The sequence below is a fragment of the Rhabdobacter roseus genome, assembly GCF_014202275.1.
Taxonomy (GTDB): Bacteria; Bacteroidota; Bacteroidia; order Cytophagales; family Spirosomataceae; genus Rhabdobacter; species Rhabdobacter roseus.
This window is the reverse complement of sequence record NZ_JACHGF010000002.1, coordinates 142,097-168,197: the sequence shown is the minus strand read 5'-3', so window position 1 is coordinate 168,197 and position 26,101 is coordinate 142,097. Positions and strand designations below refer to the sequence as shown.

Annotated in this window: 19 protein-coding genes; 3 read left to right on the top strand and 16 right to left on the bottom strand. The window is 57.4% G+C overall.

All coding sequences use genetic code 11. The features are described 5' to 3' along the window. Positions 1–81 precede the first annotated feature (81 nt). From HNQ92_RS05665 to HNQ92_RS05655, 3 genes are read left to right on the top strand one after another with little or no spacing between them, the layout of a single operon-like run. On the top strand, positions 82–3,885 hold the full coding sequence (locus HNQ92_RS05665) for a PAS domain S-box protein (protein WP_184172084.1): 3,804 nt from the start codon (positions 82–84) through the stop codon (positions 3,883–3,885). 18 nt (positions 3,886–3,903) lie between these two features. Continuing rightward, positions 3,904–4,317 (top strand): response regulator, encoded by a 414-nt coding sequence (locus tag HNQ92_RS05660; RefSeq protein ID WP_246439864.1) that lies wholly within the window; start codon positions 3,904–3,906, stop codon positions 4,315–4,317. A 29-nt stretch (positions 4,318–4,346) separates the two neighbouring features. Beyond that, positions 4,347–5,141 (top strand): cation diffusion facilitator family transporter, encoded by a 795-nt coding sequence (locus tag HNQ92_RS05655; RefSeq protein ID WP_184172080.1) that lies wholly within the window; start codon positions 4,347–4,349, stop codon positions 5,139–5,141. Between the two features lie 83 nt (positions 5,142–5,224). On the opposite strand, the gene HNQ92_RS05650 is transcribed toward HNQ92_RS05655, so the two are convergent. The 16 genes from HNQ92_RS05650 to HNQ92_RS05575 all read right to left on the bottom strand — a co-directional run bounded on the left by HNQ92_RS05650 (position 5,225) and on the right by HNQ92_RS05575 (position 25,834). Continuing rightward, entirely contained in the window at positions 5,225–5,419 is a 195-nt protein-coding gene (locus tag HNQ92_RS05650; RefSeq protein WP_184172078.1) for a DUF6132 family protein, read from the bottom strand. A gap of 79 nt (positions 5,420–5,498) precedes the next feature. Beyond that, a complete protein-coding gene (locus HNQ92_RS05645; protein ID WP_184172076.1) occupies positions 5,499–6,209 on the bottom strand; it encodes a DUF2490 domain-containing protein in 711 nt (236 codons plus the stop codon). A 20-nt stretch (positions 6,210–6,229) separates the two neighbouring features. After that, complete coding sequence (locus HNQ92_RS05640; RefSeq protein ID WP_184172074.1) at positions 6,230–6,535, bottom strand: rhodanese-like domain-containing protein; 306 nt, start codon at positions 6,533–6,535, stop codon at positions 6,230–6,232. 4 nt (positions 6,536–6,539) lie between these two features. Then, entirely contained in the window at positions 6,540–6,743 is a 204-nt protein-coding gene (locus HNQ92_RS05635; RefSeq protein WP_184172072.1) for a YgaP family membrane protein, read from the bottom strand. Between the two features lie 74 nt (positions 6,744–6,817). Continuing rightward, positions 6,818–8,239, bottom strand: coding sequence for an MBL fold metallo-hydrolase (locus HNQ92_RS05630; protein ID WP_184172070.1), 1,422 nt, complete (start codon positions 8,237–8,239; stop codon positions 6,818–6,820). 116 nt (positions 8,240–8,355) lie between these two features. Continuing rightward, positions 8,356–9,153 carry a sulfite exporter TauE/SafE family protein gene (locus HNQ92_RS05625; RefSeq protein ID WP_184172068.1) on the bottom strand — a complete coding sequence of 266 codons (798 nt, stop codon included), beginning with the start codon at positions 9,151–9,153 and terminating at the stop codon, positions 8,356–8,358. A 477-nt stretch (positions 9,154–9,630) separates the two neighbouring features. Further along, complete coding sequence (locus tag HNQ92_RS05620; protein WP_184172066.1) at positions 9,631–11,529, bottom strand: heparinase II/III domain-containing protein; 1,899 nt, start codon at positions 11,527–11,529, stop codon at positions 9,631–9,633. A gap of 297 nt (positions 11,530–11,826) precedes the next feature. After that, complete coding sequence (locus tag HNQ92_RS05615; protein ID WP_184172064.1) at positions 11,827–12,612, bottom strand: HpcH/HpaI aldolase family protein; 786 nt, start codon at positions 12,610–12,612, stop codon at positions 11,827–11,829. Between the two features lie 8 nt (positions 12,613–12,620). Next, on the bottom strand, positions 12,621–15,047 hold the full coding sequence (locus HNQ92_RS05610) for a sodium:solute symporter family transporter (RefSeq protein ID WP_184172062.1): 2,427 nt from the start codon (positions 15,045–15,047) through the stop codon (positions 12,621–12,623). Beyond that, entirely contained in the window at positions 15,044–16,822 is a 1,779-nt protein-coding gene (locus HNQ92_RS05605) for an FAD-dependent oxidoreductase (RefSeq protein ID WP_184172060.1), read from the bottom strand. The genes HNQ92_RS05610 and HNQ92_RS05605 overlap by 4 nt, the downstream gene beginning before the upstream one ends. An 83-nt stretch (positions 16,823–16,905) precedes the next feature. After that, a complete protein-coding gene (locus HNQ92_RS05600; RefSeq protein WP_184172058.1) occupies positions 16,906–17,841 on the bottom strand; it encodes a dihydrodipicolinate synthase family protein in 936 nt (311 codons plus the stop codon). Next, a complete protein-coding gene (locus HNQ92_RS05595) occupies positions 17,841–19,301 on the bottom strand; it encodes a RagB/SusD family nutrient uptake outer membrane protein (RefSeq protein ID WP_184172056.1) in 1,461 nt (486 codons plus the stop codon). Before HNQ92_RS05595 ends, HNQ92_RS05600 begins: the two co-directional genes overlap by 1 nt. A gap of 13 nt (positions 19,302–19,314) precedes the next feature. Next, positions 19,315–22,404 carry a SusC/RagA family TonB-linked outer membrane protein gene (locus tag HNQ92_RS05590; RefSeq protein ID WP_184172054.1) on the bottom strand — a complete coding sequence of 1,030 codons (3,090 nt, stop codon included), beginning with the start codon at positions 22,402–22,404 and terminating at the stop codon, positions 19,315–19,317. Positions 22,405–22,488: 84 nt separating this feature from the next. After that, positions 22,489–23,298 carry an alpha/beta hydrolase family protein gene (locus HNQ92_RS05585; protein ID WP_184172052.1) on the bottom strand — a complete coding sequence of 270 codons (810 nt, stop codon included), beginning with the start codon at positions 23,296–23,298 and terminating at the stop codon, positions 22,489–22,491. 22 nt (positions 23,299–23,320) lie between these two features. After that, positions 23,321–24,481 (bottom strand): sialidase family protein, encoded by a 1,161-nt coding sequence (locus HNQ92_RS05580; protein WP_184172050.1) that lies wholly within the window; start codon positions 24,479–24,481, stop codon positions 23,321–23,323. Between the two features lie 324 nt (positions 24,482–24,805). Beyond that, positions 24,806–25,834, bottom strand: coding sequence for a GntR family transcriptional regulator (locus tag HNQ92_RS05575; RefSeq protein WP_221307394.1), 1,029 nt, complete (start codon positions 25,832–25,834; stop codon positions 24,806–24,808). Positions 25,835–26,101: the final 267 nt, after the last annotated feature.

Genomic DNA, 26,101 nt, shown 5'->3' with positions numbered 1-26,101 from the left:
CTGGTTCATACGGAGGCAAGTACCTACTTAAGGAAAAAGCAGTAACTTCGCCCAACACATACACCCCTACTCACGTTTTTCATGATCAGCGACCAGCAGTACCTTTCCATTTTTCGGGCACTCCCTAGTCCAAGTCTGATCATACGGCCCGAGACATCGGGCTTTACCATCGTGGCGGCCAACGCGGCCTACCTGGGGCTAAGCCAGCTGGAGGAGGGTACTTTGCTGGGTCAGCCTGTATTAGCAACGCACGGCCCTGCCTGGGGCCATGACGGAGGTACTTCGGATCTAACCCTGCTCGCTTCCCTCCGGCAAGTACTGCTAACGGGCCGGTCCCATACCTATTTCCTAAGGGGTACTTTGGAAAGTCCCGAGCAGCAGGTAGTACACAGCCCCGTGCTGGGCGACAACGGCGAGGTACTTTGGATCATCCATACGCTCGACGGCTGCCCGGCGCAGGCCACCCGCTCCTACCCTTCGCTTTCGGCGAAAAAAAGCCAAAAGGAATTGATGGACTACAAATATGCCCTCGATCAGGCCAATATGGTTTCAGTGAGCGACCCGGCGGGTACTATTATTTTTGCCAATGATCTTTTCTGTCGGTTTTCGGGCTATACTCAGGAAGAGTTAATCGGAAAAAGCCACAATATCATGAATTCGGGCTACCACCCGCCTTCTTTTTTTGCCCAGATCTGGACCACCATTTCGGCGGGGCAAGTCTGGAAGGGAGAGATTCAAAACAAAACCAAACGTGGCTCGCACTACTGGGCGCAGATGACCATTGTACCCTTCCTGGACGAGGCAGGTACCCCGTACCAATTCATGGCTTTCCGAACCGACATTACGGAGAAAAAGGAGTCAGAATTGAAGCTGGAAGAATCCGAAAAAAAGTACCGGGACCTCTTCCAGCTGAGTCCCCAACCCATGTGGGTATACGAGGTAGAAAACCTGCGCTTTATGGACGTGAACGAGGCCGCCGTACGGCACTATGGCTACACGCGCGACGAGTTTCTGGCCATGACGATCCGCGATATTCGCCCGTCCGAAGAAGTACCCCAACTGGAAGACGCCGTGGCGCGGGTACGACAGCATACCACGCTTTTCACGTCGGGTACCTACCGACACCAGAAAAAAAACGGTGATGTGATCCACGTCGAGATCCTGAGTAACATCATCTACTCCTTCGGCACCAAGTGTGAATTGATCTTGGCCCATGACATCACCGGGAGGCTGCAAGCCACCCAGCAACTGGAAGAAGCCTACGCACGGCTCGAAACCGCCCAGGAGCTGGCGCGCCTGGGCTACTGGGAATACGAATTAAAAACGGGTGCTATATACTGGTCAGAAGAAATGTACGCCATTTGGGAGCTTCCGCCCCAGGGCGGGCCTTTGTCTCCGGAGGCATTTCTGGAAACGATTCATCCGGAGGATCGCCCGTTCATCCGGGTGAATAACCTGCATGAGCTGAGCCGTTTTCCTTCGCAGAGCATGGTATTCCGAATTGTTACCCCCAATCAAACCCTAAAATACATTCACCAACGGGTAAACCTGATCAACGAAGGCACGGGCACGCCCGCCAAGCTGAACGGAACCATTCAGGATATTACCCAGCAAAAAATCGACGAAACGACCCTACGGAACAAAACCCGGCTTTTGGAAGCCATCAGCCGATTCAACTCGGTGCTCCTGCAAAGCGAAGACTGGGAATGCGTGCTAGTGGAAGCATTCGAAATAGTAGGCCAGGCCGTGGAGTCCGACCGCGTGTACTACTTTGAATACCGTGCTGATGCCTCCTCCGGGCCTGAGTTTCCGGAAAAACGCATCGACTGGACTCAGCCTGACATCAAGACGAACCTTCGTGATTCGGACCTCCAGAAAAACCCCGTTCAGCTGTTTAAATTATACCTGGAACCCCTCTGGGAGCAAAGAAACGAGCCTTTCTGGGCGCTGGTAGACGATTTACCCCAAAACCAACTCAAAGACTTATTGACGGAGCAGGGCATTCTCTCTTTCCTGATTGTGCCGCTGTACATACGAGGTACTTTTCACGGCTTTATTGGGTTCGATGACTTTCGCAGCCAGCGGCAGTGGTCTGATGACGAGCAAAGCTTTATTCAGACCATCGCCAGCAACCTGGCCATGACGGTGGAAGAACAAAAAACCAAAGAGTCGCTGAAAGAAAGTGAGCAGAGGCTGGCGTCCCTGATCAGCAACCTGCCGGGCATCACCTACCGCTGCCTACCGGACGAAACCTGGACCATGCAGTTTATCAGCGACGAAGTGGAGCGCATGACGGGCTACCCCGCCAGCGACTTTATCAACAACCAGCGCCGGAGCTTCAGCAGTATCATCCACCCCGATGACCTCGCCCTTACCTACGATCTGTACGTACCTCTGAAGGCCCGGCAGGTATTTCAGCTCAACTACCGCCTCCAGGCCGCCGATGGCAGTATTATCTGGGCGGAAGAAAAAGGGATGGGAATCTACGACGAGCAGGGTGAGCTGTTATGGATCGACGGTGTCATCATGGACGTTACCGAAAAGAAAAAAACCGACCAAACTTTCAAGGCGGTCTTTGAACACACCCAGGATGCCATTCTCCTGGCCAACGACCAGGCTCAGCTGCTGGATTTCAACCGAGTGGCCACCACGCTGCTGGGCTACACCCCTGACGAACTCCGGCAATTGCGCGTTGATCAGCTGTTTAAAATTGCTGACCCCACCGCTCCCTTTCTGGAAGTTTGGCAGGCCTTTTTGAAAGAAGGTATCCAGCAAGGCGTCACGCAGCTATTTCGGAAAGACGGTTCGGTGATCACGGGGGCCTTTAACGCCCAGCCCCACATCCTGCCCGGTCTGCACCTGACCGTGGTTACGGACATTACCGAGAAAGTAAAGCAGGAGCAGGCCCTCTTAGCCAGCGAAAAACGCTTCAAAGCCCTGGTTCAGGAAGGATCGGATCTCATTTCGATTCTTGACACCTCCGGCAACTATCTCTTTGTCAGCGAAACCACCATTCCCTACCTGGGCATGAGGCCTGAGGATTTGGTGGGCAAAAATGCCTTTGAATTCATCCACCCCGACGATCAGGAGCAGGTACTTCGACAATTTCAAGCGCTGGAACATGTGCGGCAAACGCAAATTTCGCCTTTCCGTTTTAGGGACGCAGCTAACCAATGGCATTGGATCACGACCCTGGCCACCAACCTGCTGGACGAACCGGCCGTGGGGGGAATCGTGGCCAACTCCCGGGACATTACGGAGGCCGTACAGCAGGCCCAGCAGCTACAACTCAGCAACGAGCGCTACAAGCTGGTCCTGAAGGCCTCCAACGAGGCCATCTCGGATTGGGACATCGAAGCCAACCACGTGGAGTGGGGGCCAGGTTTTCACGATTTGTTTGGGTACGATTTGGCAATTCATAACAATCGACTATGGTCCGACAACATCCATCCCGAAGACAAAGACCGGGTGTTGCAGGAGCTCCGGCAGGCTCTCCAGGACCCTGCGCAGGAGCTTTTCCATTCCGAATACCGCTTTATGAAAGCCAACCGCGAGAGCGCCATCATCCAGCACAGAGCCATCTTTTTGCGAAACGAACAGGGGAAAGCCATCCGGAGCCTGGCGTCGTTTCGGGATATTACCAAGGTCCAGGAAAGCGCCTACAAAATCCAGCTCCAAAACGACAAGCTTCGCGAAATCGCCTGGATCCAGTCGCACGTCATTCGCGCCCCGGTGGCCCGCATCATGGCGCTCGTGGAAGTATTGAAAGATAAGGACAGCAATCCCTGGTCACAGCAGGAGGTACTTGATCATTTATGTAACTCGATCCATGAACTTGACGAGATAATTCATGATATTGTCGAGAAATCGGCCCAGTTAAAATAAAAACAGCTATGCAGCGTGATGAAACTCCAGGTACTTTTGGTGGATGATGATCCCGTCATGATCGTGCTGCACAAAGCACTCGTCACGCGTGCGGCCCTCAGTGCCGAGCCCCTGGTGTGCGTCAACGGCGCCGAGGCTCTGGAGGTCGTTTGCCAACAGGATGACGGCGCAACGGTATTTCTGATTTTGCTGGATATCAACATGCCCGTTATGAACGGCTGGGAGTTTTTGGCCGCGATCCAGGAAGTACCCGTCCAGGCTCGCATTCGGGTTTGCGTCGTGACGTCCTCCATTGACCAGTCGGACCGCGAGCAGGCCCAGACATTCCCGCAGGTGATTGGCTTCCTGACCAAGCCCCTGTCGCGGCACGCTTTGGAGAACCTTAAACAACACGACACACTACGGGCTTTTTTTACGGATTCTCCCGCCTAACTTTACGCCTCACCTGCGCCTGCTGCTGTATGCAAAAAACGCTTTTCAAAGTACCTAAAATGGATTGTCCCTCCGAAGAAAACCTGATTCGGATCAAGCTCAATCCTATTTCGGAAGTAAAAAAACTAGACTTCGACCTGGAGCGCCGCCAGTTGACCGTTTACCACGAGGGCCAGCTAGAGCTGATCGAAAAGTCGATGGAGGCCTTGAACCTGGGCACCCAACGGCAGCGGACCGAATCCACCGAGCAGCGCGAATTTGGGGAGGAGCACCAAACCCAGCGTAGGGTACTTTGGGCGGTACTTGTCATCAACTTTGCCTTTTTCGTGCTCGAAATGACCACCGGCCTGCTGTCGCGGTCGATGGGCCTGGTGGCCGACAGCCTCGATATGCTCGCCGACGCTTTCGTGTACGCCATTAGCCTGTACGCCGTGGGAGGTACTTTGGCCCGCAAGAAAGCCATTGCCCGGCTGGCGGGGTACTTCCAGATCGCCCTGGCGCTGGTGGGTTTCGGGGAGGTACTTCGGCGCTTTTTGGGCACCGAACAACCACCCGATTTCACCACCATGATTGGGGTGTCGGTGGCGGCCCTCATCGCCAACGGGCTGTGCCTGTACCTGCTGCAAAAAGCCAAAAGCCAGGAAGCCCACATGCGGGCCAGTATGATTTTTACGTCCAACGACATCATCATCAACGGGGGCGTCATCGTGGCCGGGCTGCTCGTGCTATGGACTAAATCCAGCCTCCCCGACCTCCTCGTGGGCAGCGTGGTGTTCGCGCTGGTACTTCGCGGAGCTTTTCGGATTCTTCAAGTAGGGAAATGAAATACGCTGCATGCTACTAATCCCAAAGTACCCCTTCCTGAGGTACTTTATAGGGTACTTGGCTCTTCCCAAGTACCTTATCGCTATTTTTTTGAAGGACTAAAAAGCAACCCGCCGAGCACCGCTCCGTAAAGGGTACTGGGCAGCGGGCGCGACGTGATGGGGCAGCTCCCCGAGGTACAGCCCACGTAGTGGTAGTACAAGTACCCCGCCACCGCGCCGAGCAAGGCTCCCCCGGCTACCCACAGCCAGCCTTTTTGAGCTACGAATGCTTTCATACTTTCGCGTTATCTTTTAAAAACTACCATCAATTCTATACATTACTCCCGCAACCTCCCCAACCAAAAGTACCCCAACCTAGCGGACAAACCGGTAAGTGAGGTTTAGAAAAAAATTCCGCTCCCGGAGCATTTCGAGATTGGTAAGGGGTAGGCGATGAATGTACAGGTACCCTGCCTCTACCTCCAGGTGCCGTTCAACCCGCCACTGCACGCCGCCACCCAGCCGATTGTGATCAAAAAAATGGCCGGTTGGTACCCCCATCGGGTTGGTCAACAACTCATTATAAACCGCCACCGAAACCGCAGCGTGGTCATACCGTACGCCCAGCCGTTGGCGTAGCCGCAGCACGGGCAAGAGCTGATCGAAGAAACGGTACTCCAGGGCGGTGCGGTTGGTCAAAAAGAGCGCCCGAGCGAGGAGATCCTGCCGGGCAATGGCGGCTGACACCCGAAACTCCTGCATAGGTACTTTATTGGCGTCTTCCGCCGAGGTAATGAGCTTGTATAGCCGGTAGTAAGCCCCCGGCGATGCGCTCAACTGCCAGGTAGGGTTCGGCGAATTTGGCGTATAATGTACCCACAGACGCAGCGAACTCAGTAGAGGCTCGTGGCAGGGGCGGGTATTTCCCCAGCCGCTTTGCCGGCGGTGCTGGAGTTCCGCGTCGGCCTTCCAGCCTTCAGCCAAGGGTACACTGCCGGTAGCTCTAAGCCAGGCGTTGTGGTGAGGCTGGGCCAGCACCGTCAGCCCCACCACCATCACCGCCAGGATCAAAAGGTACTTTTTCATAAACCTGAAGTACCACCTGGTTATCGTAGCTTGGCCTGGAGAGTATTCCACGGCCCACCGTTGTAGGCTTCTAGGCCGGCGGCTTCGAGCATGCTTTTGGCCATGCCGCTGCGCGCTCCGCTCCGGCAGCAGGTGATCACGGGCTGACCCTTGGCCTTCAGCTCGGCCACGCGGCTGGCCAGGGTACCCAGCGGGATATTGATACTACCCGCTACGTGCCCCTCGGCAAACTCCTGCGGAGAGCGTACGTCGACCAGCAGCGCTCCTTGCCGGGCCAGCTCTTTCAGATTGATTTTGGGGCCAAACAAGCCCGAGAAGATACCCATATCGCTATTTTTTACGCTTGGTTGAGACGCCAAACAAACCATACAACGGACAATAATTTACAAAAGAAGTAAGCAGTAAAATGCCTCCGGCTACCATCACCAAGATACCTTCCAGACCCGTAGTCACGCCCGTGGCATACAACACCACGGTGATTACGGCTAGTACTATACGCCAGATGCGGTCGGGATTACTCAGGTTTGCTTTCATGAGAATGTAAGGATTATGTTTCGGGTATTGATTGGTATAAAGTACCCCCACTTCAGACCGTGGGGGTACTTGGCTTACAGCATCGTGGTGGGGCATACGTACTCACTCACAGCCACCAGACCCGAGGCCTTCAGGGCCGTAAAACCACCGCGCAGGTCGATCAGGTTGTGGTAGCCTCTGGCCCGCAAGATCGAGTTGAAGATCATGGAGCGATAACCGCCCGCGCAGTGTACAAAGTACGTCTTGCCTTTGTCGATCTCGGCCAGGTGCTCGTTGAGGTAGTCGAGCGGGATATTCTCCGAACCCAGCACGTGCTCCGATGCGTGCTCGCTGGCCTTGCGCACGTCCAGGATCGTAGCCGTAGGGTCATGCTGCAGCCGGTCTATCATCTCTTCTACCGACACCGACTCCAGCGTATCTACGGCCTTGCCCGCCTGCTCCCAGGCCGCAAAGCCCCCCTTCAGGTACCCCAGCGTATGGTCGTAGCCCACCCGCGCCAGGCGCGTCACAACTTCTTCCTCCTGGCCTTCGTCCGTAATGAGCAGGATCGTCTGCCGGATGTCGGGCACCAAGGTACCTACCCAGGGCGCAAAGCTCCCGTCGATGCCGATGTTGATGGAGCCCGGTATAAAACCCCGGGCAAATACCTGGGCGTCGCGCGTGTCCAGCAGCAGGGCTCCCGTCTCCTGAGCGGCCGCTTCAAAGGCCTCCGGAGCCAGCGCCTGGGTACCCCGCGCCAGCACCTCGTCGATGCTGTCGTAGCCCTTGATGTTCATCAGCACGTTTTCGGGAAAGTAGCCCGGCGGGGGCGTGAGGCCATCGGTCACTTCTTGAATAAATTCCTCGCGCGTCAGGTCGGGGCGCAGGGCGTAATTCAATTTCTTCTGATTGCCCAGGGTGTCGGTCGTGTCTTTGCTCATGTTCTTGCCGCAAGCGCTGCCCGCGCCGTGGGCCGGGTACACCATGAGCGCGTCGGACAGCGGCATGATCTTGTTTCGGAGCGAATCGTACAGGTACCCCGCCAGCTTATCCTGCGTGAGGTCGGCCACTACTTTTTGCGCCAGGTCGGGACGACCTACGTCGCCAATAAACAGCGTGTCGCCCGTAAAGAGGCCCACCTCCCGGCCGGTTTCGTCCTTCAACAGGTAGCAGGTACTTTCCATCGTGTGGCCGGGCGTGTGCAGCACCGTGATCGTCACGGCCCCTACCCGAAGTACCTCTCCATCTTCGGCTACGTGGGCGGCAAAACCCGGCTGGGCCGTGGGGCCGTACACAATCGTGGCACCGGTTTTGGCGGCTAGGTCCAGGTGGCCCGACACGAAGTCGGCGTGGAAGTGCGTTTCCAGGACGTACTTGATCGTAGCGCCGTCTTTCTCGGCGCGTTTGAGGTAGGGTTCTACTTCGCGCAGCGGGTCGATGACCACCGCCTCGCCCTGGCTTTCGAGGTAGTAGGCACCCTGCGCCAGGCAGCCCGTATAGATTTGTTCGATTTTCATAGGTTTATTGCGTTAATATGTAGGAAGACGATTTTGCTTAACTTCTATACAAAGTTCGGCAGCTACGCGTCGGGAGTCAGTGACCAATGTCACGCTGCGGGAAGAATTTTATCAGGCTATTGCAGAAGTAGTTCCCGCACCAAAATGTACGCACCCATCACCAGCACAAACCAACCGAAGCCGTTTTTGAGTCCTCGGGAGGGTACTTTTCGGGAGAGTACGTTCCCCACAACAAAACCAACCAAGGCCAGCCCCGTCACCGTGCCGAGTAGTTGCCAGTCCAGCGTAGTGTGGGTGAGGTCGCCGGTGAAGCCAATCAGCGACTTAGCCCCAATGATGAGCAGCGAAGTACCCACGGCTTTTTTCATGGATAGTTTACTGAACACCACCAGCGCGGGGATGATCAGGAAGCCGCCCCCCGCCCCCACCAGGCCCGTTAGCGCCCCCACCAAAGTACCTTCCAGCAGGATCATGGGGTAGTTGTAGCGCAGCTCGTCGTCGCAGTCGACGCAGTCTTCGGTTTTTTCGCGGATCATCGAAACGGAGGCTGCCAGCATGAGCCCCGCAAAAAGGACCATGATGAAGACCGGCTTGCTGATCGTGACTTCCCCCAGCCGGAAAAGTACCTCTGGCAGGGCGGGCAGCAGGTACTTGCGCGTGGCATAAACGGCCACGATGGAAGGTCCCCCAAACACCAGGGCCGTGCGGACATCCACCAGGCCGTGCCGATACTTGGGCCAGGTACCCAGCAGGCTCGTTACGCCCACGATAAAAAGCGAGTAGGTCGTGGCCCGCACCGGATCGACACCCAGCAGGTACACCAGCACCGGCACCGTCAGGATAGACCCGCCCCCGCCAATGAGTCCCAGCGAAATACCAATAAAGAGCGAAGCGATATACCCGAACAGTTCCATGAATCTTGGTTTGCTTTTACGCTACAAAGATCACACCCAGCTCCCGGCTAAAAAGTAACATTTATCACAGAGAGGGACATTGGAATAGAAAAAGTAGCGAACGGGACGGCCCGACTCTCTAACGACGGCTCATGACCGAGTGGTGTCGGAACGTAGTTGGCGGCTACGCTCAGCGGAGGAATTGGAAACGAGGTACTTGCGTATTCTTAAAAAATCCCGAAGGGATGTCATGATGATAGCATCAACATTTACAAGCATTGTACAACCCCTAAGGGGTGGCATTTATTTCACCCCTTAGGGGTTTTTGCTTGTTGTAAACAAATTTACCCCCTCATTTCATAAAACGCCAAAACTCCAAAAAAGGAATAACCAGGCCACTCCACGAGGGAAGGCCGGGTTATTCTATAGTGTTGGAAAGCGTTGGAAACGCTAACTGATCCGACGCCCCATGACAAATGGGGGTCAGCGCGGGTAGCGTCAGCGCGTAGGTAGGGACTGCTGCTTCCACTGGGCCAGCGGAAGTACCTTTTTGCGGGCTTTGGCTTTTTCGGGTACAAGCAGTACCGTCAGTGCCGTCTTGCTTCCGGCGGGTAGTTTGGCTTCAAAACCTACCAGCGTCGTACCGGGGTTGGGGGCGTCGTAGTCGGTGGTGGGTTCGGTAGACCAGGTTTTCATCGTGATGGTGGCGGGCTCCTGTACTTCCAGGATGAGCTTCTTGCCATCTTTGGTGAGCTCGGCTTTGTTTTTACCCACGATTTTCACGTCGGCGGGCGTGAGCATCGTCCAGCGCAAGGTCGTTTCGGCGGATAGGGCTTCTAGCTCGTCGCGCACCACGACGTACTGCTGGTCCACGATGGCAACGCCGCGCTGGGCGCGGGCCAGTTGCCCCTTGTAGACGGGGGTCAGGTCGGTGGTGGCGCTCAGGTAGTTGGGCGCATCGGAGTAGCCCGTGATGGGCGCGTCGCCCGCTACGCGTTGCAGTTGATCGTTGATGGTGAGGGTATTGTGGGTTTGGTTGACGTAGCGGAAAATGGTCCAGCGCTGGGCGTTCTGATCCCGGCCAAAGATATTCATGCCCTTGGATTCCAGCGACTCGTAGCTTTGGGCCCCGAAATCCATGGCCCAGCGTACGCCGTCGGCGTCCAGCACGAAGGAGCCGATGTCCATGTGGGCGTGGTTCACCGACGGCGAGCCCGCTTTTAAGCCCAGGTAGATGGCGTTCGGGTCGGTCCAGGACGTGCGCATCAGCGCCACGGGGCTTTTGCCCGCTCCTACCCATATTTTATCCTTGGGAGCCGTGATTTTATCCATTCCCACGCCCGCGCTCCAGATCATGATGGCGGGCAGCAGGCGGTCGCGCAGGTGACGGTCGGTGGGGCGGTTCATCAGAAAATCCTTCTCCACCCACAGCAGCGACGGGTCTTTGGCTTTCTCGGCAAACCAAAACATAGCCGGGTGCAGGCCACCACCACCGCCGGCGTCGGAGTAGTTGAAGGAGACGCCCGTGGGGCCGGTCATACTGCGCAGGTACCCGCCGGTTTGTAAAAAGCCGGGCTGGGCGTTGAGGCCAAAGTCGTTGCCGAAGGCCTTCTCAATGGCGCTGTTGAACATGACGTTGAAGCTCGTGCCGTAGCCCCAGTAGCCGTAGCCCTCGGGGTAGGCCCCGCCCGGTGCGTAGTCTTCCATGGGCAGCACGATGGTCTGGATGGCGCGGTTGATGACCCGCCGGGCCAGGGCGGGCTCGTCTTCGTAGATGGCCAGGGCGCCGTAGGTCATGCCCGCGTTGCAGACCTGGTTCCAGTTGTGGCTCACCCGCAGCCACGCGTTGTGCTTGGGGTCCATGGAAGGCTCGATGCCCTTTTTCAGGATCGCCTCCCGAATGGTGCGGCGCGAGGCTTCCGGAAGTTTCTCGTACAACCAGTCGTAGCCAATGGCCAGGGCCATCGTCATTTCGGCCACGTCGAGGAAGTGTGAGGGGTTCCAGTCGCTAAAGGCGGCAATGGCCAGCATCTCTTTTTCGGCCCGCTTGAGGTACTTATCCTGGCCCGACAGCCGGTGGGCGTAGGATAGAAAGAAAATCCGGCGCAGCGCCTCGCGCGACTTGTCCAGCAACCGCCGCCCGATCTGGATGCGCTCCACGGGGGGTACTTCCAGCAGGGCGTCGCTCTCGGTCAGGATGGCCTGGTGCATTTTCTCCCAGGTTTTGTCGGCGGCTATGGTCTTTTGGATGGCCGCTTCCTCGCCTTTCAGCAGCAGCAGGCGTGGGTGCGCGGGTACTTTAGTATTTTGGTCAAGGTACTCTTTTTGGGCAAGCGCGGGTACCTGAAGTACCAGCAGCCAAGCCAGGAGAGGTAGTAGAAACGCAATTTTCTTCATGGGTAAAAAAGGCCGGAAAAAGGTTAGGTAGGTACTTTGAGGAGCCAGGTACCTGGCTCCGTTCCTAAAAGACTGCTTCCCGCGCCTCTTACCAGTACGCCGGTTGATTTATTCTGATAAAAGTACCTTTTACTAGCCACATGGGGATTGTATCAATTCGCGTTTAAAACGCTATTCAGAACCCGTCTCCGATTGAAAATCGGGACGAGCCTGTAAACCAAAAGTACCTCTGGGCGTCATGCCCAGAGGTACCTGGAGTCTATATAGTGTGATGTAAGTAGGGTACTTGAAAAATGGTTAGGCACCGAAGCCCAGGCCCAGCGCCGTAAAGTCCTTTTGGATTTGTTGAAAGGCCAGGCGTACCAACGTGATATCGCTGGAACGCGTGATGAGCATGGCACCCTGATCCAGAAGCTGTTGTGCGTGGGCGGTCGAGAAGCAGGGCGTACCCCACCACTTTCCGGCGGCGCGGGCCGCGCGGGCTACCTCGTCCAATGCCTCCTGGTAGCGAGGGTCGTCAAACTGCCCCGGAAAGCCCATTTCGACGCTGTAATCACCCGGTCCAAAAAAGAGCATATCGACGCCTTCGACGCGGGCAATGGCTTCGGCGTTGGCCAGGCCTTCAGCGTCTTCGATCTGCACAATGAGGTAGGTTTCGCGGTTGGCGGCGGCCAGGTACTCCTTCAGGTTCAGGAGGCCGTAGGGCATGTCGGGCCCGGCCCCATCCAGTCCCCGCTGCCCCAGGGGCGCAAATTTGGCGTGGCGTACCAGCTCCGCCGCTTCGTCGGCCGAGGTACAGCGTGGGTACAGAATCCCCTGCGCGCCCGCTTCCAGCAGCCGGGCCGTGCGCGTAAACTCTCCCTTGGCGGGCCGGGCCAGGATGTCGCTGGTACCTACCCGCGCGGCGCGCATGAGGTTTCCGGCGGTTTCGAGGCTGTGGGCGTGGTGCTCCAGGTCCATCCAGATCAGGTCAAAGCCCAGCAGGCTGGTCAGTTCGTACACCGAGGGGTCGTTGAAATGAAGCGTGACTCCCAGCACAGGTACCCCCGCGCGCCATTTGGCGAGCGCTTTACTCGTTCGCATGTCTTTTTCTATTTTGTAATACCTACTTTATTTTCCAAAAAACTGACCAACGTACCTACGCCTACCCCCGCGACTAAGGCTACGGGTAAGATCCAGAATACGGTAATCCCCAACATGCCAAAAAATGCCACCCCGCAGGCCGCAGCAATGGCGGCCAGTCCACCGGCCAAGGTACCTTTGGTGGTAGCAAACGGCACAAACAGAGCCATAAAAAACAGCACGAACAACGGCCCCACGAACAGGTTGACGATCTTGGTGACGACGTCGAACAGATTGCCTTCTACCCTGGCCACCAAAATACTCAGGATCATCACGACGGCCCCCGTGAAGTACGACAAGCGCTTGACCTGCTTCAACAGATCGGCCTTCGACGACTCCGAGCGCCGAAACCGCTGGATGATATCTTCCGAAAGGACCGACGACACGGAGTTGAGCCCGGACGACAGGCTCGACATGGCCGCCGCCAGCAAGCCCGCAATCACCAGACCCGACAGCCCCGCCGGTAGTCCCACCAGAATGAACCGGGGAAAGAGCGTGTCGGCCTGCTGCTGCAACGAGCGGCCGTCGGACAGAAAGTGGGGATTTTTGGTAAAAAACGCCAGAACCGCCAGCCCCACCAAGCCCAGGAGGCACTTGGCCAGCAGGTTGGTATAAAGCGATACCCGCAACGACTGGCGCGCCGCCCGAATGTCTTTAGTAGAAAGGTACCTCTGAATGGCCATTTGGTCGGAGCCGGTGGTGCAGATATACCACACGAACAGCATCATCATGGCGTTGCCCACCGTCGAGCGCTCGGTGGCGTCAAAGCCCCAGCGGAGCGGGTCCCAGTAGGTAGGCCACTGCTGCGGAAACCAGGACGTGACCGACCCAAAATGAAAACATACCACCACGATGCTTAGCAGCGCCCCGCCCAGAAAGATGATGGACTGCACCACGTCGGTCACGACCACGGCCTTCAACCCACCCATGGCGGTGTAGACAATGGTGATGAGCATGAGCAAAATCCCGATGGGCATGACGTACGCGCGATCAATGGGTACTACCGAGAGCAGGGCCACATCCACCGTGACGTAGATAATCGTGGCCATCCAGAGAAACCGCAGCGACAAAAACATGAAGGTTGCCATGAGCCGCACGGAGAGCCCGAACCGCCGCTCCAGGATCTCGTAGGCGCTGGTGACGTTCATTTGCATGATCCGGGGAATGAGCCACCAGCCCGCCGCGTAGTACACAAACGGAAAAGCGAACATACCCGCGAAAATGGCCGGTCCGTGCTGGATCATCTCGCCGGGGTACGAAAGGTAGCTCAGGGTACTTAGCAGCGTGGCAAACAGCGAAATGCCCACGGCGATGGGATTCATCTGGCGGCCGCCCAGGAGGTAGTCTTCCTGGGTTTTGTTTTGGCGGGAATAAAACCAGCCCGTACCCAGCATGGCCGCTCCGTAGAGTACAATCACGATCCAGTCAGGGATGGTCAGGGCCGGTTCGGCGCGCCGGTCGATGCGGAGCAGGGCGTAGGCCGCTGCCAGCTGCATATCCACCACGTCTTCCCGGCTAAAAGTACCCCCTTGGGTAGCATCGAGCAGACTCGTGAGCAAGGTAATTTCGGACGAAGTACCTTTTTCGCTTAAAGCCACTGCCAGCTCGTAGCGCTCGGCTTTTCGGCCCGACTGCGCCGCCGCAAGCAATGCCTCCCGCACGGGCTGCCAACGCCCGGATGACGTACCAGGGGCGGTGACGAAGGCCGCACTTAGCATAAAAACGCGCGCCTCCGAAGTAGCCGGTTCACGCAGGGCGAGGTCGGCCAGGTGGGTCCAAGCGGAGTCGGGCAAAGTACCCAGGTGCCTGAGCGCGTAGGCCGCCAGCTTTCGTTCCCGAACCGGCCGTTCCGTCGCCGCCACGAGTTGCAGTAAGGTCTCCTGGGCCTGGCTGGCGGCAGGCTTGGAAGTATAGGCTTCGGCCCAGGTCGCAAATAAATGTAGGATGGGGTCAGTATCCGGCTGCCGCCGCTCCGGCTCGAGGATAGGTACCCGCAGCTTGGCCAGCGACTCCGCCGCGTGTACCCGGTCCGGGGCGGTAGGGTCCTGGTACACGGCCTCGATGCGCTGCACCCATTGCGCCCGCTCCTCAGCAGAGGTAGCCGCTTGCGCCAGTACCCGCCAGATCCCGATGCGGTACATGGGTTGGTCTCCAAACGATTTTTCCTCTTGGATAAAAACGGCCTGTACCTGATCGGTGTATTGCAAGCTCAGGAGGTACTCGGCCGCGTGTACCTTTTCCCAGCGCAGGGAGTCGTCGGCCAGGGGCGTTTTTAGTTTTTCCAAGGCCTGCTCACGCAGCGCGTCATCGACTACGTCCCGCTCGGAAGTACTTTGGCACGAAGTAAACAGAAAAACGATCCCTAGCAGCAGAACGAGGCTCCTGATTCCCTTCATAGTTTAGCGGGAGTTTCGGCCAGCGCAGGTACCCCCGCCCGCAGTACTTCCTTAAACTCCTCCAGGTACTGCTCATATACTTGCCGCGGCGACGCGCCGTACTTGGTACCTAGGTAAGCCGCCAGGCCCACCACTTCGCCCATCATGCCGGTCGTTTTCATAACCCGCACGGTACCCAACGCCACGTGGGTCACGCTGATGTTTCGTCCGGCCATAAACAGGTTGTCGATGTTTCTGGAATAAAGACTACGGTACGGAATGGCGTAGGGGGCAATCTTGGTTTTGACGCAGCGCGCCCGGAACGGCTCGTCTTCAAAGCCCGGAATGATGCGCGGATGGTGCAGGTCGATGGACCAGGTGGTGGTGACGCAGCCGTCCGGAAACTGGCGGCTGCTGTCGATGTCCTGCTGCTGCAGAATAACGTCGCCCAGGAGCCGCCGCGATTCGCGCTTACCGGCCACGTAGGCGACCCATTCCAGTTTACGGTTCAGGAAATCGTCTTTTCGCACGCTCTTATTTTTCAAAAACGACCAGTTGCCAAACACGGCCCGCAGCCCGTAATCGCGAATATATTCAAATTCATCTACCTGGTGGCGGCCCAGCCCCGTTTCCCAGTCCCAGTCGCCCTTGCGGGCCTTTTGGCAGGTTTGGTCGTCGAACTGCAGCGCCCAGGGCGTTTCGGGAAACCCGAACTCCTGACCTTCTTCTTCCACCGAGTACCACATCACGGAGCTACCCATGGTCATGGTGTCGGCTTCCTCCGGAGCCAGGGTTTCGCCCGTTTCGGCGCGGGATTCGCGCCCAATCCGGTAGTCGGCTCCCGCCAGGTACCCCAGGTTGGCGTCGCCGGTGCAGTCGGCAAAAAGCGGCGCGCGGAACCGGAGCCGCTCGCCGGTTTGGACGTGCTGGCCTACCACCGCCCGGATGCGGGTACCTTCCTTCTCAACTTCGTTGACGTGCACATTCCGGAAAAGCTGCACGCCGGGTTCGTTTTCTACTAACCCTAGCTTCAAATCATCCTTGTATTCCTCGGCGGGGCGGGCGTTCTGTACCTGCTGGGGGTCCAGCTCATTCACCAAATTCCCGATGGCCGGGTACGGTTCCATGTTGACCTTCCCGCCCAGCTGTACCCGCACGTCGGAGCTGTTATTGCCGCCTACCAACGGACGGTTTTGCACCAGCGCCACCTGCAGTCCCTGCCGGGCCGCCGAAACCGCCGCGCAAATCCCGGCGATGCCGCCGCCTACGACCACCAGGTCGAAATTACCCATCTCGGTCGGGTCTCCATCGAAGCCTAGTAGTTTTCGGCGTAAAAGCAGCAGCTCCGGTCCGTTATCGGGTAGTTTTTCGTCGGGATTGGTACTAAACACAATGGCGTCGCAGCGCCCGTCGAAGCCGGTGAGGTCGCGCAGGGTTAGTTGGGAAGTACCCTTCTCAAGGTACCTGGCGCCGCCGTACTGCCAGTGCCAGTCGGCTTTTTCCGCACCAAACTCCGTATCCAGGGGCTCGTCATTGAGCAGAAGCTGGAACCGGCCCGGCGCTTCCCAGTCGGCCGAAGTACCCCCCGCCCGACGCCAGGGGGCCGTCCAGTCGCGCGTACGTACCCATACGTGGTAGGTACCTGCTTCGGGAAAATCTACCTGCGTGGTGGCGTCGGCGACGGGTTGCCCCAGGCCGTGGGCCAACAAAAAGGGAGATCCCATTTGGTCCATGAATTGCTGGTCGATGACCCACCCACCGGTATCTCCAAAGTTTTCTGCTTCAACTAAAATCATGAGTACGTACTAATAATGGTTCGTTCTGGTATTTTGTAATCGTTACGATTGATTTTCTCTTCTTTATTCGAGAAAAGTACCCGTCAAAGTACCTCCCGCATAAATTCGGGTATAAGTTCCTGACCCGCCGCCCGCACGCGGGCTACTTCCGCCTCGGGAATGGAACGGTAGGGCCACCGTAGGCGCGTCCCGATGGGTGCCCAGCCGCCCACCGCGGCCATGAATTTATCGACGGCCTGGTTGGAGTAGCCGTGGTCGCGGATGAAGGGACGGATGTACTGCTGCATGAACAGCTGAATCCGTTTCTCCTGCTCCAGGGCCGCCGGACTGTCGCGGAGCATGGTTTCGTACCAGACCTGGGCCGCGCCCGGATGAATGCAGGCGACGTTGGAGTAGGCGCCATCGGCCCCCAGCAGCAGGCTACTGGCCAGCGTATGCCCCGGCACAAACAGCGCCATACCCGGCATGGCTTCGCGCATGGCAGCGTACCAGGTACCATCGCCGCCCATGACCTTGCAACCCGCCAGCTCGATACCCGCCTCCCGCAGCTGCCGGTATTCGTCGGGCTGAAGTACCTTCTTGGCGTGGGGCGGATTGTAAAGTACCAGGTCGGTACCTCCGGCGGCCTGCTGTATCCGCTCCAGGAAATGGATGATCTCCGGCAGGGTGGGAATGCTCCAGTCGGGCAGGATGACCTGAAAGGCGCTGGGTTTCAACGCCACGGCGCGCTTGAGCCGTTCCAGCGAGAGCTGCGGGCTCATGTGACTGCAGCCAATCTGAAAGGGCATGCCGGCGGCGGTACATTTCTCGGCCAGCAGCGCGTTGATCTGGTCAAACTCGGCCTCTGTCTGGGTGTAAAATTCGCAGGCGGTACCATTGGAATAAATCCCGCTTACCTTCAGGGCAATGAGCCGGTCTATGCCTTCGGCCAGCGCTACGTAGTCGATCGTGTCGTCGGCTTGAATGGGTAGCAGCAGGGTCGTCCAGGACCCCGATATTCGATGCGTGTCTAGATTCATTAATTGTAGCCCGGATTTTGGGTAATGTTGGAATTAACGTCAATGACCGACTGCGGTACGGGGTAAAAGTACCGATCCTTCGATTGGAAATTCCCCTCCTGAGCGTAGGTACGCAAAAAAGGTTTCATCACGTCCAGGGCCCGGTCGGTCCGGACGAGGTCAAACCAGCGCTGGTTCTCGAAGGCAAACTCGTGCCGACGTTCCTGCTCCATCCACAGGCGGTATTGCGCTTGGTTGGGTACTTCGGCGGCGGTTTTGGGTGCCAACCCTGCCCGCTGCCGGATTTTGTTCAAAATCTCAAAAGCTTCGCCGTTGGCTACGTAGGCCTGCTCGTTCAGGGCTTCGGCGTAGAGCATCAGCACGTCATCGTAGCGTAGCGCAATCCAGTCGATCTCCCAGTCACTGGCGGCTACCACGGGACCGTTAAGGTACTTTTTGCTAAAAGGCATGGTCGTGATCGTGGCATTGGCGTTGTTGCGCCATTCGCTCTGGATCGTCGCCTCTTTGCGACGATCACCCGGCTCAAAACTCTTGATCAGATCATCCGACAGGAAGAGCTGGAAGGGACTCCCCCCGAAAGGTACCACGTCGCGCGAGACGAAGTTGGGCGCGTTGCGGGTTGGGAAGGGATTGCCTTCGCCCTGCACGCCCGCCTTGAACAGCAGCGAAAAAACCGCCTGACGGCCCGACTCGTGCTCGTATTTAAAAATATCGGCGAAGTTTTCAAAGAAGGTGAAGCGGCCCGAGTCGATAACGCCCTTCAGCAACGTAGCGGCTTCGGCCCAGCGGTTTTTCTTCAAGGGGTACCCGCTTTGGTACACCAGGGTTTTGCCCAGGTAGGCCTGAGCGGCCCAGCGCGTAGCGCGCCCGGTATTGGCGGCGTTGTAGGTTTCGGGGAGCAGGTTCATGGCGTCGGTTAGGTCCCGCTCAATCTGCTGGTAGATTTCCTCGGCGCTGTTGCGGGTCACGCGATAGCCCTGGTCGATGGTCAGGGAGGTCGTTACCAATGGTACCGGTCCCCACAGCCGAACCAGATCGAAGTACAGCAGTGCCCGGATAAACTTCGCCTCGCCTTCGTACTGCCGGGCTTCGGCCTCCGGAATCTCAATTTTCACCATTTCTTCCAGTATTTTATTACAAAACTGGATCTTGTTGTAGAAATCGCTCCAGGCCGTGTACAGAATCGGCAGCAGGGAGGTTTCGGTAAAGCGGGACGTGTTGCCGTCGTTGTAATCCAGGCTCTGGAAGGCATTGTCGCTGCGCGACTCGGTGAGCATGTAGGAATACTGCTGCCGCACCTGCGCGTGGCGCAGACCGTTGTAGGCGCCCATTAGGGCCTGGTTGACCTGCGTGGGGGTTTGGTAAAAGCTGGCCACGCTCCGCTGCGAAACCGGCACCAGGTCCAGCTGTGAGCAACCAGCCAGCAGGCTCATGAATAAGAATAGAATACTGCGTTTCATAGTGTTGCAATGGTTAGAATCGTACGCTTAAACCCAGGGTATAGGTAGTGGCCAACGGGTAGCTGGTGCCGCTGTCGATGTTGGGCGTCAGGCTGGAGTTGGCGTGGTTGCCGGTCTGCGGACTGCGGTGGTAGTGATCCCGCATGAACACGTTGTCGACGCTACCGAAAAGCCGAATGGAATTCAGCCACTCCACTTTGCTCATGAGCGAAGTCGGGATGTTGTAGCCCAGGGTGATGTTGCGGATGGCCCAGTAGGAGCCATCAAACATCCAGAAGGTCGAAGGCGTGGTCATGTTGTCGGTGACGGCGGCCCGGGGTACCATGCCGTTGCCGGGGTTTTCGGGCGAGCGCCAGCGGTCACGCCACATACCCCATACGTTTTGCCGCGACTGCATGTTGGAGCGGCTGCCGATGTTCAGGATGTTGACGCCCGCCTGGCCGTCCATGAAGATCGTCAGGTCCAGTCCTTTGAAGCTGATGGAGTTGCGGAAGCCCCAGAAGTAATCCGGCATGGCGTTGCCCACAATTCTAATATCTTCCTGATTGATTACGCCGTCGCCGTTGATGTCCTTGTACTTTATATCACCCACGTTTTGTCGGAGGTAGTGGGGGTGCGTATCGAGGTCGTTCTGATCCATGAAAACGCCCTCCTGCTCAAAGAGGTAGTAGCTGCCAATGGGCTGGCCGATCTGCGTGATCGTGACGCGGTAGCCTTCGTTGGTGCCGTAAATAGGGCTGCCGTCTGGTCCCAGGGCCAGTACTTTATTGCGGTTGGCCGAAATATTGAAGTTCGACGTCCACTTCACGGCGCGGTCGATGTTAATGGTACTGAGCTCCAGCTCCACGCCCTGGTTACGTACCTTCCCGATGTTGCGCAGGGCGGTTTGGAAGCCCGTCACTTCCGGGATCTGCACGTTCAGCAACAGATCGCGGGTATCGGCAATGTAGTAATCGAGCCCCACCTGAATCCGGTTGCGGAACAAGCCCAGGTCCAGTCCGATGTCGGTAGTGTGCGTGCGCTCCCAGCCCAGCTGTGTGTTGCTAAACGAGGCCGGTTGGTAGCCGGGTACTTTCTGCTGGTTGGTCCCGATCACGTAGTTGCCGGAGGTGAGGGTACCGATCGACGCAAAATCACCGATGTTGTTATTGCCCGCCACGCCGTAGCTAGCCCGGAGCTTCAGGTCAGAGATCCAGGAGACATTCTTCAGGAATTCCTCCTGCGATAGCCGCCAGCCCCCCGACACCGACGGGAACCAGCCCCAGCGGTTGTCACGGCCAAAGCGTGAGCTGCCGTCGCGGCGCACGCTGGCGGCCAGCAGGTACTTTTCTTTATAGGAAAAATTGGCCCGGCCCAGGAACGACATCAGGTTCCACAGCGTCAGATCCGAGCCCCCCGAGGCCAGGATGGTACCGGCATTGAGCGTCCGGATTTCTTCGTCGGCAAAGCCCTGCTTGGTCATGCTCAAGGTACCTGTCTTGGCTTCCTGGTACGAAAAGCCCCCCAGCAGGTCCAGATCCCAGTTGCTCCGGGTTAGCTGGTAGTTAAGCATGTGCTCGGTGAGGTAATTTTCGTAGGTAAAATTTGAAGCCGTAGCCTGGCTGCCATTGCCGCGGTTGATGTTGTTGGGAATAAAATACAGGTTTTCGGCGGCTTGCTGCTCGGTGCCGAAGCTAGAGCGGAGTTTTAGGTTAGAGGCTAGGTAAAAGTCGGCATAGGCATTGACCAAAAATTGCTTGGCTTTGTTTTCGTTGGTGTATTCTTCGAGCATCGCCAACGGGTTGATCAGCGCCGCCAGCACGAAGGGATAGTACCCGCCCCGCTCGGTTTGTTGCGTCAGCTGCACCACCGGCGGCATGATGTGCGACCGGCTCACGGGCCCGGCGTTGGAGTCGGTGTTGGGGTCGTTGCGTACGGTCGTACTGGCCGTCAGGTTAATTCCCACGTTCACGACCCGCGACAAGCGCGACTCCAGGTTGGTCCGGAACGACATGCGCCGGAAGTCCGAACCAATGATGATTCCCTTCTGATCGAAGTAGTTGCCCGAGATGTAGTACTTGAATTTGTCGTTGGAAGCCGAAGCCGAAAGCTGGTAGTTGCTCACGGGGGCCGTCCGGTCCACTACGTCCTGCCAGTCGGTGTCGGGCAGGGAGGTCGGGTTGGTCAGCCACACGGGGTCGATCCAGTAGTTGGAGTTGGCGCGGGCGCTGTTGGGGTCGGTGGCGCGGCCTCCCTGAAGTACCCAGCTGTTGTTGCGCTCTTCGATGGCGTACTCGATCCACTCGTCGCGGTTCAGGACGTCGTAGCGGCTGAAGCGTTTCTGCAAGCCGTGCGACACGTCGAACTGGATCGTGGGCTTCCCTTCTTTACCGGCTTTGGTCGTAATAAGTACCACGCCGTTGGCCCCGCGAGAGCCGTAAATAGCCGCCGAAGCCGCATCCTTAAGTACCTCGATGGACTCAATGTCGTTGGTGTTGATGCTGTTCAAATCCCCCGAAATCGGGAAGCCGTCCACCACGTAAAGGGGCGAGTTGGAAAAATTGATGGAGCTCGTACCCCGCACTTTGATGTCAAGTACCTTGCCGGGGGCGCCGCTGGTTTGTTGCACCTGCACGCCCGCCAGCTTGCCCATCAGGGCCTGGTCCACCCGCCCCACGGGGCGCTCTTCCAGGTCGGTGGCTTTGACCTGGGCAATGGCCCCGGTGATGCGGGTACTTTTCTGGGTACCGTAGCCCACGACCACCACCTGCTCCAGCGCCATCACGTCGGGTTGCAGGGCTACGTCCAGCGTGCTGCGTTGCCCGACGGGCTCTTCGCGCTGCGTAAAACCAATGAAGGAGTACACCAGCACGGCGTTGGCCGGTACGTCCAGGCGGTAGGTACCGTTGGCATCGGTGGTGGTACCTTGGGTGGTACCTTTCACCAGAATACTCACGCCCGGCAATGATTCGCCGCTTTCGCGCGAGGTAACCCGCCCGGAAACGGACAGCGTTTGGCCGTAGCTACTGGCTATCAAACCGAGCCAAGCACTCATTACCAGCCAATACCGCCACCGAGGAGGTACTTCCCTGCCGGTTTTGTGGGTACATTTTTTCATTTTCATGTGCGATAAAAGTTTAGAAATAGACAGAATGGTAATGTTATAAACCAGACCAGTACAGTACAAAGAGTACGTAATGCAGGCCCCTTATTTTTGTAAAAAAGCGCGAATGAGGTCGTCCTGGTAAAGTGCGAAGTTTTGGGTACTGTGCCCGCCCGGTACCAGGTACAGCTGCACCTGCCCGCCCAGGGCGTTTACTTCCTGGCGCAGCCGCTCCGAATGCATCGGGGCCGGTACGGCTTCATCCTCCCGCCCGTGAAACAGCAGGTAAGGTACTTTGCTGAGCGGGGCCGGGTCGCGGGCCGGATTGGCCCGCTCGGCTTTTTCTTTTTCCTGCCAGGCGTCGCGGGCGGTTTGCAGGTGGTCAAAGGCCGCGGCCAGGTCGTAGACCGGAAAGGTACCCAGTACCTTAAGTACCTTGTCGGGATGCTCCCGGACGAGCCGGTTGGTCAGTACCCCGCCCGCCGAACTACCCCACAACACCCATTTTTCGGCTACGGCGGCGTGCTGCCGCAGGGAGTCGTAGAGCGTAAGTACCGCCTGTAGGCCTTCGTCGGTACCCCAGGTGGCGCGCCCGTTTGAGACGGCGGCGAACAGGTACCCGCCGCTCAGGGCCAGGTCGCGCTGGTGTACGTAGAAAGGTACCCCCTGCGGGCTCTCGGGCCGGTAGCTTTCGGCCTCCCGGCCGCTGCCGTGCAGGGCCAGCAGCACGGGTTGCCCCGGCTTGAGGCCCTCGTCTGGCCAGGCCAGGTACACGCGTTTTCCGCCCACCCAGCCCAGCCACTCCTGCTGCGCCCGGGCGCTGGGCACGGCCAGCAGCCAAAGTACCCCGACCAGCCAAAAACGATGCGATACCACCACAGCCTGCGCTTTAAAATGATTGGCGTATTTACCCAAACTACCTACCCTTCAGGTACCCCTACTTTACTTCGTCCCAGCGAAACGCCAGCCGGATAATATCCGGCGGATGGGTACCGATGGCCCGGTACGTAACGGCGTTGAACCACACCTCATCCCCCTTTTTCTGCCAGTAAGGTGCAGCGTAGTAGCCGTCTTTGATGGGCGTTAGTCCTTCTTCGTTATCCAGCAGCGCCAGTTGCTCCACCGCCAGGCTCTCTGGCTGGATGCGCAGCAATCCCAGCCGACCGTTCTTTTGCTCGGGGTACTGACCCGGAGGTACCTGGTAGGACGCGCCGCCCGGCCACATGCGGCCCATGACGTACAGCCGGTTGTCGCGGTAGAAGATGCGGGGCCAGCCAATGTACCCTCCGATCAGCTGTTGAGGGCCGGTGAGGTCAACGACTTGTTTGAGCTTAAAATGCTGGTCAAAGCGCGCAAGGCGCGTCTCCTGCCCCAGGTACCCCCTACACACCACCAGGAAGTCGCTGCCCACGCGCACGAAGCAACTCTCGTTGATGGGGCCACCGCCCAGGGCCTCGGTGATATTCTGGACCCGTTTCCAGCTCTTCGCGCCGTCGTCCGACCGCAGCACCGCGACCGACCACAAGCCGCCGGGACGGTACCCAAACGACATCGCCAGCAGGTACACAGTGTTGCCTTCCACAAGGGCGTCCAGCGGGTAGCCGTACTCCACGCCATCCACCAACGGTAGCTTTTTCCAGGTACCTACCGTTTTTCCCTGGTCGGGGCTGGTGGCGTAGAGCATGCCGTCGCGGTAGTGGCGGTTGTCGTGGCCCTGATGTTGTAAATCGGCAAAAAAGGCAATAGCGCCCGAAGGCAGCCGCACGGGCAGCGTCAGCTGGTACTTTTGGTCGGGCAAGCTGCCGATGGTCTTGTGCTCAAGTACCTGGTCCGTTACGGTATTGAACCGGATAACGTCGCTGTCGGCCTGGCGGTCGGTGCCGTGGGAAGTACCCCGCTTGAAGGTAATCAGGATCTCCTGCTCGTTGAGGCGAAGCAGGCAGGGAAAAGACAAGTAAGGCTTCTCTCCTACTTGCGTGTGCGAAAGTACCGTCTGGGAAATTTTGGTTGGGGGAATCAGGAGCCTGGGCTTCCCCGGCCCGGAGGGAGCACCCGACTGCGCCCAGGTCGGAGCCCAGGCAAGGAATGCCAATGCCATCCAGGAAAATACTAAGTACTTTGTTCTCATGCTATCTATCCTTATTCCGGTAAAACTACCCTGGCCAATTGCTTTCTCTGGCTGGCTCGCAAGTACCCTTTCCTGAAAAATGTTCTTACTTGTATTGAAAAGATTATCTATAAATACAGTACAGACCAAACCAGAAAATACCTCGCGACCACTTCCTACAAGCTATTTCCCCTATTTTACTAGTGAAAGTACTTCATTTTGGATAAATAGAAGCAATCGCACTAAAATTTGGGATGACACAAATATAACAAAATCTTAATAAAACCAATACAAACCAGTACAGGCAAAAAAAATTTAAAGCGAAGCACGAATGATGAGCTTGCTGGGATTTTTGATTTTGGCCGTGCGCTGCTCCAGGATGAGCTGGGCGGCCTCCTCGCCCATCCGGACGAAGTCGGTGCTGATGACCGTGATACCGCCCTCAAGTACCTCTTTCATGTACAGATCGTTGTAGGAAATCAGTCCGATGTCCTTGCCCAGGGTGTAGCCGTACTGGCGGCAGAGCTTGATGATGTTGACGTCGTCGATGTCGTAGCGATTGAGGGTAATGTACACGTCGCCTGGGGCGAAATGCTCCTCGCTGATGCGGTTGATGAGGGCGCTGGGCTGGTCAAACTCCTGGCAAAATTGCTGGAAGCCTTCCTTGACCAGGTGCCCGTAAAAGACGTTGTCGGGCAGCACCATGACCAGCCGCTTGTACTTCCCGATCCGCTCCTTCACGTCGCGCAGGGCCGCGTACAGATCCCCCGCAAAGTCCTGGTACACGGCCGAGTAGTTGCCCGTGAGCCCCTCCTGGTTGTAGTCCAGAATGATCCTTTTTTCGGGCGGGATCTGGTTGATGATTTCCGAAACGTCCTCTTTGAGAATGGAGATAATGACGAAATGGGTGTAGTTGTGCAGGTTTTCCAGCACCAGCCGCTCGAAGATGCGGTAGTTGTGGTTGTGAAAGAAAACGTCGATGTCGGCCCTGTCTTTGAGCTTGTTGTAAAAAGCCTGATATAGCTCTTCCTTAAAAACGGTGAGCTTGTCCATCAGGAAAAAAACCCGGTAGTCGTGGTCGATGCGGCTTTTGCGCACAAAGTACCCCTTGCGGTACACGGCCTCGATGATGCCCTTCTCGCTCAGGTGGTTCAAGCCCATCAGCACGGTACTTTTGCTGATCCGGAGGTCGGCCGACAGCTGATTGACCGACGGCAGCTGGTCGTTGACGCGCAGCTCTCCGTTTTTGATCTGATCGGTCAGTCGCTGGGCAAGTTGCAGGTACTTCAGTTTGCTGTTGTCCTGCTGCGAAGAGAGGGAGTCGGGTTTCACGGGCTGAGTCAAGGGGCTGATAGGTTGAGGCAGGTTTTCATTCGTACAAAAATGAAGAAAAAACAACGTTTATCAAAAATGGAATACAAACCAGACTAGACCAAGCACGGCTTTTACGCCCCCAAGTAAGGGTTATAGGGTGCTTCAGGATTTCTAATAGACTTCCCGTCCGCTGTTATTGATGAGTAAGTAAGTCTGTACCTATTTTTTTTAAACAGATGGGATTGGTGCCCAGTATACCCGCGCGATGGCAAAGCCTTATGAACGGATTCGGCCATG

Coding starts and splice junctions, on each gene's coding strand:
- HNQ92_RS05605 (WP_184172060.1), bottom strand. CDS start 16,822: ATGATTTTAGTTGAAGCAGAAAACTTTGGAGATACCGGTGGGTGGGTC.
- HNQ92_RS05660 (WP_246439864.1), top strand. CDS start 3,904: ATGAAACTCCAGGTACTTTTGGTGGATGATGATCCCGTCATGATCGTG.
- HNQ92_RS05665 (WP_184172084.1), top strand. CDS start 82: ATGATCAGCGACCAGCAGTACCTTTCCATTTTTCGGGCACTCCCTAGT.
- HNQ92_RS05620 (WP_184172066.1), bottom strand. CDS start 11,529: ATGAAGAAAATTGCGTTTCTACTACCTCTCCTGGCTTGGCTGCTGGTA.
- HNQ92_RS05590 (WP_184172054.1), bottom strand. CDS start 22,404: ATGAAAATGAAAAAATGTACCCACAAAACCGGCAGGGAAGTACCTCCT.
- HNQ92_RS05610 (WP_184172062.1), bottom strand. CDS start 15,047: ATGAAGGGAATCAGGAGCCTCGTTCTGCTGCTAGGGATCGTTTTTCTG.
- HNQ92_RS05625 (WP_184172068.1), bottom strand. CDS start 9,153: ATGGAACTGTTCGGGTATATCGCTTCGCTCTTTATTGGTATTTCGCTG.
- HNQ92_RS05640 (WP_184172074.1), bottom strand. CDS start 6,535: ATGGGTATCTTCTCGGGCTTGTTTGGCCCCAAAATCAATCTGAAAGAG.
- HNQ92_RS05600 (WP_184172058.1), bottom strand. CDS start 17,841: ATGAATCTAGACACGCATCGAATATCGGGGTCCTGGACGACCCTGCTG.
- HNQ92_RS05635 (WP_184172072.1), bottom strand. CDS start 6,743: ATGAAAGCAAACCTGAGTAATCCCGACCGCATCTGGCGTATAGTACTA.
- HNQ92_RS05615 (WP_184172064.1), bottom strand. CDS start 12,612: ATGCGAACGAGTAAAGCGCTCGCCAAATGGCGCGCGGGGGTACCTGTG.
- HNQ92_RS05580 (WP_184172050.1), bottom strand. CDS start 24,481: ATGGCATTGGCATTCCTTGCCTGGGCTCCGACCTGGGCGCAGTCGGGT.
- HNQ92_RS05630 (WP_184172070.1), bottom strand. CDS start 8,239: ATGAAAATCGAACAAATCTATACGGGCTGCCTGGCGCAGGGTGCCTAC.
- HNQ92_RS05595 (WP_184172056.1), bottom strand. CDS start 19,301: ATGAAACGCAGTATTCTATTCTTATTCATGAGCCTGCTGGCTGGTTGC.
- HNQ92_RS05645 (WP_184172076.1), bottom strand. CDS start 6,209: ATGAAAAAGTACCTTTTGATCCTGGCGGTGATGGTGGTGGGGCTGACG.
- HNQ92_RS05650 (WP_184172078.1), bottom strand. CDS start 5,419: ATGAAAGCATTCGTAGCTCAAAAAGGCTGGCTGTGGGTAGCCGGGGGA.
- HNQ92_RS05655 (WP_184172080.1), top strand. CDS start 4,347: ATGCAAAAAACGCTTTTCAAAGTACCTAAAATGGATTGTCCCTCCGAA.